A 15086-nucleotide genomic window follows, 5' to 3' on the forward strand; every position below is an offset into this window, starting at 1 on the left:
GGAGGTCAAATATCATGGCAAAGGAAATTAAATATGGCATTGATGCAAGAAAAGCTCTTGAAGAAGGTGTAAATAAGTTAGCAAATACAGTACGTGTAACATTAGGACCGAAAGGAAGAAATGTTGTTCTGGATAAGTCTTACGGTGCTCCGTTAATCACAAACGACGGTGTTACAATTGCAAAGGACATCGAACTGGAAGACAAATTTGAAAACATGGGCGCACAGCTTGTAAAGGAAGTTGCTACAAAGACAAATGATGTAGCAGGTGATGGTACAACAACAGCAACCGTTCTTGCACAGGCAATGGTAAATGCAGGTATGAAGAATCTTGCAGCAGGCGCTAATCCAATCGTGTTAAGACGAGGCATGAAGAAGGCAACGGAGTGTGCTGTAGAAGCGATTGCAAAGATGAGCGAAAAGGTAACAGGCAAGGATCAGATTGCAAAGGTTGCTTCTATTTCAGCAGGTGATGCAGAAGTCGGACAGATGGTAGCAGATGCAATGGAAAAGGTTTCTAACGACGGTGTTATCACAATCGAAGAATCTAAGACCATGAAGACAGAACTTGACCTTGTAGAAGGTATGCAGTTTGACAGAGGATATATTTCAGCTTATATGGCAACAGATATGGATAAGATGGAAGCAGTTCTTGATAATCCATACATTTTAATCACAGACAAGAAGATTTCTAACATTCAGGAAATCCTTCCGCTCTTAGAACAGATTGTACAAAGCGGCGCAAAGCTGTTAATTATCGCTGAAGATGTTGAAGGTGAAGCACTTACAACATTAATCGTCAACAAGTTAAGAGGTACATTCAATGTTGTTGCTGTCAAGGCTCCGGGCTACGGCGACAGAAGAAAAGAAATGTTAAAGGATATTGCAATCCTTACAGGCGGTCAGGTTATTTCAGAAGAATTAGGACTTGAATTAAAGGATGCTACAATGGATATGCTCGGCCGTGCAAAGTCTGTTAAGGTTCAGAAGGAAAATACTGTTATTGTTGACGGTGAAGGCGAAAAGTCTGCAATCGAAGCAAGAGTTGCACAGATCCGTGCACAGATTGACGAAACAACATCTGATTTCGACAGAGAAAAGTTACAGGAAAGACTTGCAAAGCTGGCAGGCGGCGTAGCTGTTATCAGAGTCGGTGCTGCAACAGAAACAGAAATGAAGGAAGCAAAGCTTCGTATGGAAGATGCTTTAAATGCAACAAGAGCAGCCGTAGAAGAAGGCGTTATTTCTGGCGGTGGTTCTGCTTATATTCATGCTTCTAAGGAAGTGAAGAAACTGACAGAAACACTGATAGGTGATGAAAAGACAGGCGCAGAGATTATCTTAAAGGCACTCGAAGCTCCGTTATACCACATTTCAGCAAATGCAGGTCTGGAAGGTTCTGTTATTATTAATAAGGTAAGAGAATCTGAAGTAGGAACAGGTTTCGATGCATTAAACGGCGAATATGTCAACATGATTGATGCCGGTATCTTAGACCCTGCAAAGGTTACAAGAAGTGCATTACAGAATGCTACAAGTGTTGCATCTACACTGCTTACAACAGAATCCGTTGTTGCAACAATCAAAGAAGATGTTCCGGCAATGCCGGCAGGCGGTGCGGGCGGCATGGGAATGATGTAATTCCTGCTGTTAAAATGCATAAAAATAAATATTTTTTGGCTGGACGGTAAAACGGGCAGTAGATTGAAACCGGCAGAGGAGACAGATTTTGTCAAATCTGCCGGTTTTTATTGCTTTTTAGTACAAAAAGGATTATGATAGTAACAGACAGGCTGGTTTAAACTCCGGCAGAATGGAGAATTTATGTATAATATTACAACAGAACAGATTTTAAAAACGAAAGCCCCAAAGCAGGCGGCAGTATTTAAGACCGTTATGATTCTTGCATGTATTCTTGCAGTCACAACGATTCCGTCAACTTATGCACTGGGAATTCTGCTCACAGCGATATTTGTGGTATTTACGGTAATATTGTTTAAATATTACAATGCAGAGTATGAATATTCATTAGTGGACGGTGAGCTCACAATTGATAAAATTATGTCACAGTCCATGAGAAAACGCTGCGGGGTATACAATATTGCAAAAGCATCCATGCTTGCGAAACCGACCTGCCAGGCAGCGCTTGGAATGGAACACAAAAAACTGCGGACCGCAGAATACACTTCCAATACAGCACCCGAAAAGACGGTTGTTTTATATACAATGGATGCAAGCAATGAAATGGTGCGCATCATCTTAGAACCGGATGAAAAGATGCTTGAGGCACTTCGGGCGGGTGTACCGAAAGCCGCAGACCGCATGGATGAATAAAAAAGTGAATGTACAGAAAAAAGTGTTTGACATTATCAGCGTATTTTGTTATATTGTCAAATAATACACAAAACACATTAAAATGAAAGAAAGAGAGGATACAGTAGAAATGGGTACAATCATTGGCGAAGGCATTACATTTGATGACGTGTTATTAGTTCCACAGTATTCAGAAGTAACGCCGAATATGATTAATCTGTCAACACAGTTGACAAAGAACATTAAGTTAAACATTCCATTGATGAGCGCGGGAATGGATACTGTTACAGAGCACAGAATGGCAATTGCCATGGCAAGACAGGGCGGTATTGGTATTATTCATAAGAATATGTCTGTAGAACAGCAGGCAGAAGAAGTGGATAAGGTAAAGCGTTCGGAAAATGGCGTTATTACGGACCCATTTTATCTGCATCCGGACAATACACTCGAAGATGCAAATAATCTGATGGGTAAATTCAGAATTTCAGGTGTGCCGATTACAGATGATGATGGCAAGCTGGTGGGTATCATCACCAACAGAGATCTGAAGTTTGAAGAAGATTATAAAAGACCGATTAAGGAATGTATGACAAGCGAGAATCTGATTACAGCACCGGTTGGCATTACATTAGACGAAGCAAAGAAGATTTTAGGCAAGGCAAGAAAAGAAAAACTTCCGATTGTAGACAGCGAATTTAAGTTAAAGGGTCTGATTACAATTAAGGATATCGAAAAGCAGATTAAATATCCGTTATCTGCCCATGATGCACAGGGAAGACTGCTCTGCGGCGCCGCTGTCGGTATTACGGCAAACGTTATGGAACGTGTGGAAGCCCTTGTAAAGGCAAAGGTTGACTGTATCGTAATCGATTCTGCACACGGTCATTCAAAGAACATTATCACTACATTACAAAATATTAAGGCTGCATATCCGGACCTTCAGGTAATTGCCGGAAACATTGCAACAGGTGCAGCTGCAAAGGCTCTTTGCGAAGCAGGCGTAGATGCGGTTAAGGTTGGTATCGGACCGGGTTCTATCTGTACAACACGAGTTGTTGCAGGTATCGGTGTACCACAGGTAACAGCAGTTATGAGTGCTTACGAAGAAGCGAAGAAGTACGGTATTCCGGTTATCGCCGATGGTGGTATCAAGTACTCCGGAGATATCGTAAAAGCAATCGCAGCAGGCGGCAACGTATGTATGCTCGGAAGTCTGCTTGCAGGCTGTGACGAAAGCCCGGGAACATTTGAATTATTCCAGGGAAGAAAATATAAAGTATACAGAGGCATGGGTTCTATCGCTGCCATGGAAAACGGCAGTAAGGACAGATACTTCCAGACCGGCGCTAAGAAGCTGGTACCGGAAGGTGTTGAAGGACGTGTGGCATATAAGGGACTTGTAGAAGATACCATCTTCCAGTTAATGGGTGGTCTTCGTTCCGGTATGGGATACTGTGGCGCGCAGGATATTCCGACATTACAGGAAACAGCACAGTTTATCAAGATGTCATCTGCAGCATTAAGAGAGAGTCATCCACATGATATTCATATCACAAAGGAAGCTCCAAACTACAGTGTAGAGGATAAGTAAAAAACAAATAATCATAACAAGACAGCCGTCCGGTAATGTGTTGACCGGGCGGCTGTTGTTATGTTCAAGGAAAATATTATTACAGGCACAGTAACAGAAAAAGAGCGGAGAATGCCAGTGCTGCCCGAATATGGTATGATATCATTTTATTGGGAAACTGCTTGATTAATATAGTTTATGTGTTGTATAATGTAATAAATAATTGTGCTGATATTCATAGGGGATTGTACGAGCAGTATAATGATGGATGGGTTAAGAGAGGTATAGCAATGAAGGATATGATGTTTGGCGGGTATATCGCCCGCAACCACGTTGGCAACAATCTGACAGACAGGGAACTGCGGGTATTAAAAGATGGGGATATTGATGCAATGGTGTCTACATTTGTAAAGATGCGTCAGGAGGAGTATATTTTACAGTTAAAGTGTGTATTAAAAAGCCTGAAACATTATCTTGGTGACGAAATGACACTGGAAAAGATTACGATAAAAGAGGAGTATGAAGGGGATTTTATCGGCAGTCAGATGATGGATGGCGATATGGATATTTTCTTTGGAATTATCGGAAGCGATGAGGTATTGTTAAAAGTTGCATCGGATTTTGCAATGGAAGATTTTCAGGAATTTGATATGGATGCATACGATGCAGTCTGCGAACTGATTAATTGTACGAATGGTGCATTTGCAACAAGACTTTGCGATGATGATATAGATGTGGTATTATATCCACCGGTATTTTATGATAATGTGCATATTACAAGTGAAAAAGGATTTTATGTCGTAACCATCGGTTACGAAGGCAGTCAATTTGACTTGATTATGGCAATCAATGAGAATGTGGAGCTTGCCAGCCAGGAAACCTATTTGTAAAGAAATGAAAAAACCGCAAAAGCGGAGGAATGGAGAAATAGTATGGTTACAGTATTAATAGTAGATGACTCAAGAACATCAAGACGTTTTTTAAGAAATATGCTTACAGAGGCGGGATACGAAGTTGTAGCAGAAGCAGTTGACGGCGAAGATGGCATGAAAAAATATGAGGAATTTAAACCGGATATTGTTACAATGGATATTACCATGCCAAAGCTGGATGGGATTGATGCAGTCAGTGAGATTTTAAAGATTAATCCGGCAGCTAAGATTGTAATGGTTACCGCAGCCGGACAGAAGACCAATATTGTAGAAGCATTAAAGAGAGGTGCGGCTGATTTTATCCAGAAGCCGTTTGAGAGCAGTGCAATCGTATCTGTACTCGAAAAGGTTATGGGAGAATAATAAAGCCGTATAAGCGGCAGAATGAGGCAGTATGTATAATTACAGAATTTTGATACAGTATGACGGCGGACGTTTTGACGGATGGCAGCGTCTTGGCAAAGATGCTTCGGAAAATACTGTGGAATTTAAAATTAAAGAGATTTTAAAAAAGATGACAGGTGAGGAAGCAGAACTGTTCTGCGGGTGCAGAACAGAAAAGGGTGTTCACGCTTATGGACAGGTGGCTAATTTCAAGCTGAATTCCAGACAGAACTGCATGGAATTAAGGAATTATCTGAACAGATATCTGCCGCGTGACATTGCCGTGTTGAAAGTGGAAGCAGTTGATGAACGTTTTCACAGTCAGCTGCTTGCAAAGGAAACAACGTATCTGTATCGGATTGATACGAAGTCTATTGCCAGTGTGTTTGAAAGAAAGTATAGTTACCACACATTTCATCCGCTCGATTATGAAGCAATGAATAAAGCAGCCGCTTATTTTCTTGGAAAGCATGACTTTAAGACTTTCACCACAGCAAGAAAGAGCAAGTCTACCGAACGGGAAATTAAGAATATTACTATCAGCTGTGATGAAAGCGGTATTGCGCAGCTGCGTATTACGGCAAATGATTTTTTGCATAATATGGCAAGGCTGATGATAGGAATTCTGCTGGATGTTGGAACCGGTCTAAAAAAGCCGGAAAATGTACGGGACATTTTGGATGGAAAAGATGTTCAGATGTCACTGCCGGCAGAAAGTTATGGACTGTTTTTGGAAGAAGTCCGATATTAGTGTATGATGAGGTGCTGTTTCGTTAATGAACATAGATTCTTAATGAAGCAGCCCTTTTATATAGTAAAAAGAATTGGAGAGAGTCATGAATACAATTGTTGAAAAGATTACGGAACAGTTACAGAATGCATTTGCCGAATGTGGTTATGATAGAAAGTATGCAAAAGTTTCTTTATCAAACCGCCCGGATTTGTGCGAATATCAGTGCAACGGTGCGATGGCAGCGGCAAAGGAATACAAAAAAGCACCTTTTATGATTGCAGATGAAGTTGTTGCAAAATTGGACAAAAATCCGCTGTTTGACCGTATCGAAAGCGTTAAACCGGGATTTATCAATATTATTTTAAGCGGACAGGCAGTTGCAGACTATGTCAATGAAATGACACAGGCAAAGCAGTTTGGTTATGAAAATCCTGAAAAGCCAAAGACGGTCATCGTGGATTACGGCGGAGCCAATGCGGCAAAACCGCTTCACGTAGGACATCTGCGCTCTGCGGTAATCGGTGAGAGTGTAAAGAGAATCCAGCGTTTTGCGGGCAATAAAGTAATCGGTGATGTACATCTTGGCGACTGGGGTCTTCAGATGGGATTAATTATTGAAGAACTGCGCGACAGAAAGCCGGAACTTCCGTATTTTGACGAGCAGTTTACAGGTGAATATCCGGCAGAAGCACCGTTTACCATTTCCGAGCTGGAGGAAATCTATCCGGCAGCCAGTGCAAAATCCAAAGAAGATGCAGCATTTATGGAAAGAGCGCATAATGCAACCTTAAAGCTGCAGAGCGGGGATAAGGCATGTACGGCAATCTGGAAACATATTATGGCAGTTTCCAAAGCGGATTTAAAGAAAAACTATGATAATCTGAATGTGTCCTTTGATTTGTGGAAAGGGGAAAGCGATGCACAGCCGTATATTCCGTCTATGGTACAGGAGATGATTGACAAGGGACTGGCTTACGAAAGTCAGGGTGCTATGGTTGTGGATATTCAGGAAGAAGGCGATACCAAAGAACTGCCGCCATGTATTGTCAGAAAATCAGACGGTGCCGCACTGTATGCAACTTCCGATTTGGCAACGCTGGTGGAAAGAGAAAAGCTGTATCAGCCGGATGCTTATATTTATCTGGCTGATAAAAGACAGGAACTGCATTTTACACAGGTATTCCGTGTGGCAAAGAAAGCAGGCATCGTAAATCCGCAGGCAGAAATGACATTTTTAGGTTTCGGAACAATGAACGGAAAAGACGGAAAGCCGTTTAAGACACGTTCAGGCGGCGTGATGCGTCTGGAACATCTGATTGCTGATATCAATGAAGCAGTCTATAAAAAGATGATGGAAAACCGTACAATGGATGAAGAAGAAGCAAGAGCAACGGCAAAGATTGTTGGACTTGCAGCCTTAAAGTACGGGGATTTATCCAATCAGGCATCCAAAGACTATGTATTTGATATTGAACGTTTTGCATCATTTGAAGGAAATACAGGTCCATATATTTTATATACAATTGTAAGAATTAAATCTATTTTAAACAAATATACCGATAGCGGAAAGACACTGGGAAATCTCAGCATTAATCCGGCGGACTCCGCAACGGAAAAGGCATTGATGCTTTCTCTGGCAAAGTTTTCGGAAATTATGGCGGCAGTCTATACAGAAAAAGCGCCGCATAAGCTGTGCCAGTTTATTTATGAAGTATCTAACGCATTTAACGGATTCTATCACGATACCAAGATTCTTGCAGAAACAGACGAAGCAAAGCAGAAGGGCTATATTGCGTTAATTTGTCTGACAAAAGCCGTATTAGAGCAGTGTATAGAACTGCTGGCAATTGAATGCCCGGACAGAATGTAGGAATATATAAGAATATCAAAAGAAAAAGCTAAGATTTTGTGCGGCCGCAGATAAGAAAAGGACGATATGCTGTACAGGTCAGAAGCTTAGAGGGATAGGATTTATAGAAGGAGGAAACGGGAATCCGTATAAAGTTATGAAATTATTATCATTTGCTATTCCATGCTACAATTCGGCGGCATATATGGAAAAATGTATTCAGTCTGTTCTGGCAGGCGGTGAGGACGTAGAAGTTATCATTGTAGATGATGGTTCTACCAAAGATGAAACAGCAAAAATTGCAGATGAATATGCAGCAAAATATCCGACGATTGTTAAGGCGGTTCATCAGGAGAACGGTGGACATGGACAGGCAGTTAATACAGGACTGGCACATGCAACGGGTAAATATTTTAAAGTAGTTGACAGTGATGACTGGGTGGATTTAAAAAGTTACCGCAGAGTACTGGCAACGCTCAAAAAATTTGACGAGGCAGAAGAACCGGATATGGTCATTGCAAATTACGTCTATGAAAAAGTGGGTGCAAAGCGTAAGAAAGTCATCCATTATGACAATGTATTTCCGGAAGAAACTCTTTTTACATGGAATGATATCGGCCATTTTAAGATGGACCAGTACATTTTAATGCATACGGTTATTTATAAGACGGAATTGCTGAAAAAATGTGGATTGCAGCTGCCAAAACATACATTTTATGTGGATAACATTTTTGTATTTGAACCGCTGCCGTATGTTAAGAAAATGTATTATATCAATACGAATTTTTACCGCTATTTTATCGGCAGGGATGACCAGTCTGTCAATGAGACGGTCATGATTTCAAGAATTGACCAGCAGCTGCGCGTTACACGCAGAATGGTAGATTTTTATACAGAGCAGAAAATCAGCAATCAGAAATGCCGTATGTATATGCGCAATTATCTGCGTATTATGATGGAAGTATCATCGATCTTTCTGATTCTTTCAGGCACGCCTGAAAACCTTGCCAAAAAGCAGGAATTGTGGAATTACGTCAAGGCAAAGGATAAGGAAGTTTATAAAATGCTTCGTTATAGTATGCTTGGTTTTTCAGTCAATCTTCCGGGAAAATCCGGCAGATGGATTTCAAAGACAGGTTACAAAGTAATGAATAAGTGGATTGGATTTAACTAGGAGGAATGTGAATGATTCTTGATTTGTTTAAACTGGATGGAAAAGTTGCAGTTGTGACCGGTGCCAATACCGGACTGGGACAGGGAATGGCAGTCGCACTTGCCGAGGCAGGTGCAAAGGTTGTCGGTGTCGGAAGACGTTCCTGTGCGGAAACGAAAGAAAAGATTGAAGCATTTGGCGGAAGCTTTACAGAGGTATTGGCAGATTTGTCAACAACCGCAGCAGTAGATACCGTACTTTCCGGTGCATTGGACGCATACGGCAGAGTAGATATTCTGGTAAATAATGCAGGAATTATTAAGCGCTGTGATGCTGTCGATGTGACAGAAGCAGACTGGGATACGGTCATTGATATTAATGAAAAGGTCGTCTTTTTCTTAAGCCAGGCATTTGCAAAGCAGTATATCAAGCAGCAGGACGGCGGCAAGATTATCAATGTGGCTTCCATGCTTTCCTATCAGGGCGGAATCCGCGTGCCTTCCTATACGGCAAGCAAGAGTGCCATTATGGGGCTGACAAAGGCGCTTGCCAATGAATGGGCAAAATACAACATTAATGTCAATGCGATTGCGCCGGGTTATATGGCAACGAACAATACCGCACAGCTTCGCAGTGATGATGACAGAAGTGATGAGATTCTTTCAAGAATTCCGGCAGGCCGCTGGGGAACACCGGAAGATATGCAGGGCGCAGTTGTATGGCTGGCTTCCAAAGCATCGGATTATGTAAATGGCTACACTGTAGCGGTAGACGGTGGCTGGCTCGCACGATAAACGATGTAAAAAAGCAACGTAAATAAAAACCGCAGGAACTTCCGGTAAGCACAAGTCATAAGACAGGTGCAGATACAAAATGTTCCTGCGGTTTTATTTTTAAATTAAAAGACTTTGTGACCCTGATATCATTAAAATAATACGCGGCAGATATTTTGATTGACATTCTTTTTAATAAAATCTGCGGCGGCATGACGTTCCTGTTCAGGCATATCTGCCTGACGCAGCATGACGGTCATTTTCCCTTTTTCAAAAAACATATAATAACCAAACTTATCATAAATGGTTGTAAAATCGTCCCAGCTATAATTATAGGTCAGTTCAAATTCCGGGATTTCAGCAAGGATGCCGCTTTCCATCAGTGTAATTGTACATGGTGCGGATTCGGAAGCATCTCTGTTCTTTAAGTGATAATTCACGCTGCTTTTAAACTGGAAACCAAAAATATAAATGGGATAGCACCAGCATGCTGCATAAATGACGGCAAGATAAGAAGAAAAGCAGCCGAGTGCAATGCAGACAATTGTAATCGCGGCGGGAAGCCATGTTAAAATCAGCTCAATGGGATTTCTGATAAAACGGTTCCAGAATACAATCTTAGAATATTCTCTGCCACTTGCCTTGAGTGTGGTTTCGTATTTAATATAATCCATAATGTTCTCCGTTCCAAAGTGCAGGACACTTTGTTCTTTAAGTCTATATCAAATAATACCATGCCGGCAAAATGAATACAATGAAAAATAAATAAAATTCTAACTGAAGGTTTCCAAACCTGTGCAAATAAGGTATAATAGTACAAAACACAAGTTTTGGGGTATGAGGTAAAATGAAGGTGAAAAGTCAGGTCATGTCTAACATTGTTCGTATGCTGGAAAATGAAGGACCTTTTAAAGATGTCATTTATGTCATTTTGGAAAATGTATCAAAGTATCTGAAAATGCCGGATGTCACTGTTATGCAGTATGATGAAGAAAGAACCTGTCTGTATCCGGTACTTTCCTATGGCGGCAGACACCATCTGATACAAGCTGCAGAAGTGCAGGCGGCAGCGGCACAGACTGCGCCGCAGGGAACTGTAGAACGGCAGGTAAAAGCGGCGGCAGATAGTCCGCTTTATGGTGAGAAACTGTGCTATTACAGGGCAGACACGGCACAGGAGCCGGTGCGTATGGCACTTGCGGATGCAAATATCAAAACGAGCGTGACGGCTCCGGTAAAAGCGGAAGATAAAGTCCGGATGTATCTGTGTGTATCGGACAGTACAAACGATGTAGAACTGGATGCAGAACAGCTTCGTTTTGTATCGGATGTAGCAAATGTAATTCAAAGCATTATGCAGGAACGTATCAGCAAAGATTCCTTATCCTATTCCTATGAGGTATTAAAGGGAATTCTTGGAAGTATTGATTCGGGTATTATGGTGTATGACAGACAGACGAAAGAAGTGCTGTTTGAAAATGATATTGTGAAAAACTGCAATGATATTAAACGGGTCATTCAGACCTGTGTGACATTTTATTTTACAGGTGAAAATACAAAAAGCATCCAGGAATACTGTGATGCCCAGTCCGGGCTGTGGTACGAGGTCCGCTTTTCGGATTTGAGGTGGTTAAACGGCAATCCGGCAGTAGTCTGCACGGCGGTTGATGTAACACAGAAGAAAAAGAACCAGCAGAAAATCGAGTATCAGGCACATAACGATTTCCTGACCGGTTTGTATAACCGTATGAAATGTGAAAATGATCTGCGCCACATTGTCCGTAAAGCGGTGCGGGACAAAGAAAAAGGTGCCGTGCTGTTTATGGATTTGGACGATTTTAAACATATCAATGACGGACTGGGACATCAGTACGGCGATGTACTGTTACAGCAGGTCGCCGCAGGACTGCAGGGAATTGCGGGAATCCGCGGACACTGTTACAGAATGGGCGGTGATGAATTTGTCATCATTATTCTGCCGCAGTATTTTAATATCTGGGAAAAGATTGTTAAAAATATTATTGCGATGTTCCGTAAACCGTGGTATCTGATGGAAACAGAATACTTCTGTACGATGAGTATGGGTGTTGCCTTTTTTCCGGACGACGGAACGGAAGTGGACGATATTATAAAGACGGCGGACATTGCCATGTATGAGGCAAAGAAAGCCGGTAAGAACCAGTACAGCATTTACGACAATACATCGAGTGAAAATGTCAGCAAGCGGCTGGATATTGAAAATAATATGCGGCAGGCAGTGGCCTCAGAGATTCAGGAGTTTCTGGTATACTACCAGCCGGTAGTAGATGCAGTGACAAAAAAATGCACATCCTGTGAAGCACTGGTGCGCTGGGACAGCAAATCTCTCGGATTTATGGGACCGAGCGACTTTGTACCGCTTGCAGAATATCTTGGACTGATTACCTCCATCGGGGACTATGTGTTAGAAGAAGCCTGCAATCAGTGCAGATACTGGAACGAGCACGGCTATCCCGACTTTCATGTCAATGTCAATTTGTCGGTAGTTCAGCTGCTCCAGAAAGATGTGGTAAAAAATATTGAAAAAATCCTTTTAAAGACGGGTGTAAATCCAAAGAATATTAATCTGGAAATCACGGAGTCCTTTGCTATTAACGATATGAACCGTGTCCTTGAGATTATCAAGGGGCTTAAAAAATTAGGTCCGCGGATTGCATTGGACGATTTTGGAACCGGATATTCTTCGTTAAATTATATCAAGCAGCTTCCGCTGGATTTAATCAAAGTGGATAAGACATTTATCGATGATATTCTGGAAGATGAATATGCACAGGCATTTGTACGGCTGATTGTGGAACTGTCAAAAACAATCGGCACGAAGCTGGTCGTTGAAGGCGTGGAACATCAGGAACAGTACGAGCTGCTCAGAGGTCTGGGGGTGCATTATATACAGGGATTCTATTTTGGAAAACCGGCAGCCGCAAAAGATTTTGAACAAAAGTACTTAGCATCATGGAAGCCGGAGCAGTAAGGAAGAACCATAAATATAAGAACAATAAAAGAAATTAAAATGCGAGGGCGGCGCATGCCGCAGAAATGAGGTAGAGATGAGAACAATTATCAGAGGTGGCAGGGTGTTAGATCCAGCAAGCAGCACAGACGGCATCAGGGATATTCTTGTGGAAGACGGTATTATTAAAGAGGTTGCAGAACATATCAGTACCGATGCGGAAAATGTAATTGAGGCAGAAGGTCTTTATGTCATGCCGGGACTGATTGACCTGCATGTACATTTCCGGGAGCCGGGATTTGAACATAAGGAAACAATCCGTACCGGAGCCAGAGCAGCGGCAAGAGGCGGATTTACAACCGTTTGTGTCATGCCGAATACCAAGCCGGTTGTAGACAGCGTGGAAATGGTGAAGTATGTGATTGACAAGGCAAAGGAAGTAACAGATATCCATGTTCTTCCGATTGCAGCAATTACGGCGGGACAGGACGGAGAATTTATCACAGATTTTGAAAATCTGTACAAAAACGGTGCGGTTGCGGTCAGCGAAGACGGCAAGTCTGTTATGAATGCGAGAGTGGCAAGACAGGCAATGCGTCTGGCTGCGGAAGTTGGAATCCCTGTATTTGCACACTGCGAAGATAAAAATTTAGTTGCAAGAGGTGTGATGAATGCCGGCAACAGAGCCAAAGAACTCGGACTTTACGGCATTATGAATGCGGTGGAAGACGTCATTGTGGCAAGAGATATCCTGCTTGCAAAAAACACAGGCGCAAGACTGCATCTGTGCCACTGCTCAACCGTGGACAGTGTGAAGATGACAAAGCTTGCAAAGGAAGAAGGAATAGATGTAACAGCAGAGGTTACGCCACACCATTTTACACTGACGGAAGATGATATCACAGGTGATGATGCAAACTACAAAATGAATCCGCCACTGCGTGCTAAGGCAGACCGCGAAGCGTTAAAGGAAGGCTTAAAGGAAGGGGTTATGGATGTGATTTCAACAGACCATGCACCGCACCACAGAACAGAAAAAGAGCGTCCGTTTGCTGAAGCACCATTTGGCATTACGGGACTTGAAACTTCTGTGAGCCTGACGATTACGGAGCTGGTGGACAAGGGTGTTTTAACACCGCTTCAGATGGCAGAACGCATGAGCTATAAGCCTGCGCAGATTATCAACAGCGACAAAGGAACACTGCTTCCGGGACGTGCGGCAGATATTACGATTATCGACCCAAATGAAGAATATGTGATTGACAGCACCCTGTTTGCATCCATGGGAAAAAATACACCGTTTAACGGAAAGACAGTTAAGGGCAGAGTCAGATATACAATGTCAGACGGCAAGGTTGTATATTCATACAGGCCGGGCTGTGAAATTATAGTAGACAAAGACGTTCCAAAACTCATATAATAAATACGCCTGTACCGGCAGAAAGAGGAAGACAAAAATGATTAACAAGTTAGTAGACAAAATTAAAAAGCAGAACGCACCGGTTGTAGTCGGATTAGACCCGATGATGAAGTTTATACCGGAACATTTAAAGAAAGCCGCATTTGCGGAATACGGTGAAACATTAGAAGGTGCGGCAGAAGCAATCTGGCAGTTTAACAAGGCGATTGTAGATAACATTTATGATATTGTACCGGCAGTCAAGCCACAGGTTGCAATGTATGAGCAGTTCGGCATTGAAGGCATGAAGGTATTCCAAAAGACCGTAGACTACTGTAAGTCAAAGGACATGGTCGTTATCGGTGACGTAAAGCGTGGGGACATCGGTTCGACATCAGAAGCGTATGCCGTTGCACACTTGGGAAAGGTGCAGGTTGGAAGCAAGAAGCTTTCCGCATTTAACGAAGATTTTGCAACGGTGAATCCGTATCTGGGTTCAGATGGCATCAATCCATTTGTAAAGGTCTGCAAGGAGGAAAAGAAGGGTATCTTTATTCTTGTTAAGACTTCCAATCCGTCCAGTGGCGAATTTCAGGACCGTTTAATTGACGGCAGACCGCTCTATGAGCTGGTAGGTGAAAAGGTTGCCGAGTGGGGCAGTGAATGTATGGGTGATGACTACAGTTATGTCGGAGCCGTTGTCGGTGCAACGTATCCGGAAATGGGCAAGACCCTGCGTAAGATTATGCCAAAGGCTTATATTTTAGTACCGGGTTACGGTGCACAGGGCGGTAAGGCAGAGGATTTGGTACATTTCTTTAACGAAGACGGTTTAGGTGCGATTGTCAACAGCTCAAGAGGCATTATTGCGGCTTATACAAAGGAACAGTACGCAAAATTCGGTGAGGAGCATTTCGCAGAAGCTTCCAGACAGGCGGCACTCGATATGATTGCCGACATTAACGGTGCATTACACAAGTAGGCGGAAATGA

The 15086-nt window shown here is 42.4% G+C and carries 13 protein-coding genes; 12 read left to right on the forward strand and 1 reads right to left on the reverse strand.

Annotated features, from left to right (window positions below; all coding sequences use genetic code 11):
* Positions 1-14 precede the first annotated feature (14 nt).
* From groL to kduD, 9 genes are all read left to right on the forward strand, one after another.
* Positions 15-1640: a chaperonin GroEL gene (groL, locus tag WMO37_RS07640; RefSeq protein ID WP_022431638.1), complete on the forward strand. Its 1626-nt coding sequence runs from the start codon at positions 15-17 to the stop codon at positions 1638-1640.
* Between the two features lie 183 nt (positions 1641-1823).
* Complete coding sequence (locus tag WMO37_RS07645) at positions 1824-2333, forward strand: DUF6106 family protein (protein WP_022431639.1); 510 nt, start codon at positions 1824-1826, stop codon at positions 2331-2333.
* A gap of 109 nt (positions 2334-2442) precedes the next feature.
* The gene (guaB, locus tag WMO37_RS07650) at positions 2443-3903 is read left to right on the forward strand and encodes an IMP dehydrogenase (RefSeq protein ID WP_022431640.1); all 1461 of its coding nucleotides are present in this window, start codon (positions 2443-2445) and stop codon (positions 3901-3903) included.
* A gap of 269 nt (positions 3904-4172) precedes the next feature.
* Complete coding sequence (locus WMO37_RS07655) at positions 4173-4772, forward strand: chemotaxis protein CheX (RefSeq protein ID WP_022431641.1); 600 nt, start codon at positions 4173-4175, stop codon at positions 4770-4772.
* 42 nt (positions 4773-4814) lie between these two features.
* Positions 4815-5177, forward strand: a complete 363-nt coding sequence (locus WMO37_RS07660; protein ID WP_022431642.1) for a response regulator — start codon at positions 4815-4817, stop codon at positions 5175-5177.
* 31 nt (positions 5178-5208) lie between these two features.
* Positions 5209-5949, forward strand: a complete 741-nt coding sequence (gene truA / locus WMO37_RS07665; protein WP_349154728.1) for a tRNA pseudouridine(38-40) synthase TruA — start codon at positions 5209-5211, stop codon at positions 5947-5949.
* 85 nt (positions 5950-6034) lie between these two features.
* Positions 6035-7801, forward strand: a complete 1767-nt coding sequence (gene argS / locus WMO37_RS07670) for an arginine--tRNA ligase (protein WP_349154729.1) — start codon at positions 6035-6037, stop codon at positions 7799-7801.
* 136 nt (positions 7802-7937) lie between these two features.
* Positions 7938-8954, forward strand: coding sequence for a glycosyltransferase family 2 protein (locus tag WMO37_RS07675; protein ID WP_022431645.1), 1017 nt, complete (start codon positions 7938-7940; stop codon positions 8952-8954).
* An 11-nt stretch (positions 8955-8965) separates the two neighbouring features.
* Positions 8966-9727, forward strand: a complete 762-nt coding sequence (gene kduD, locus WMO37_RS07680; RefSeq protein ID WP_022431646.1) for a 2-dehydro-3-deoxy-D-gluconate 5-dehydrogenase KduD — start codon at positions 8966-8968, stop codon at positions 9725-9727.
* 131 nt (positions 9728-9858) lie between these two features.
* On the opposite strand, the gene WMO37_RS07685 is transcribed toward kduD, so the two are convergent.
* Positions 9859-10380, reverse strand: coding sequence for a hypothetical protein (locus WMO37_RS07685; RefSeq protein WP_022431647.1), 522 nt, complete (start codon positions 10378-10380; stop codon positions 9859-9861).
* Between the two features lie 173 nt (positions 10381-10553).
* On the opposite strand from WMO37_RS07685, the gene WMO37_RS07690 reads away from it, so the two are divergent.
* The 3 genes from WMO37_RS07690 to pyrF all read left to right on the forward strand — a co-directional run bounded on the left by WMO37_RS07690 (position 10554) and on the right by pyrF (position 15076).
* Positions 10554-12716: a sensor domain-containing phosphodiesterase gene (locus WMO37_RS07690; protein WP_227090742.1), complete on the forward strand. Its 2163-nt coding sequence runs from the start codon at positions 10554-10556 to the stop codon at positions 12714-12716.
* 76 nt (positions 12717-12792) lie between these two features.
* Positions 12793-14115: a dihydroorotase gene (locus WMO37_RS07695; RefSeq protein ID WP_022431649.1), complete on the forward strand. Its 1323-nt coding sequence runs from the start codon at positions 12793-12795 to the stop codon at positions 14113-14115.
* Positions 14116-14152: 37 nt separating this feature from the next.
* A complete protein-coding gene (gene pyrF / locus WMO37_RS07700) occupies positions 14153-15076 on the forward strand; it encodes an orotidine-5'-phosphate decarboxylase (protein ID WP_227090746.1) in 924 nt (307 codons plus the stop codon).
* Positions 15077-15086: the final 10 nt, after the last annotated feature.

It is taken from the genome of Lachnospira intestinalis (assembly GCF_040095895.1).
Lineage (GTDB): Bacteria > Bacillota > Clostridia > Lachnospirales > Lachnospiraceae > Lachnospira > Lachnospira intestinalis.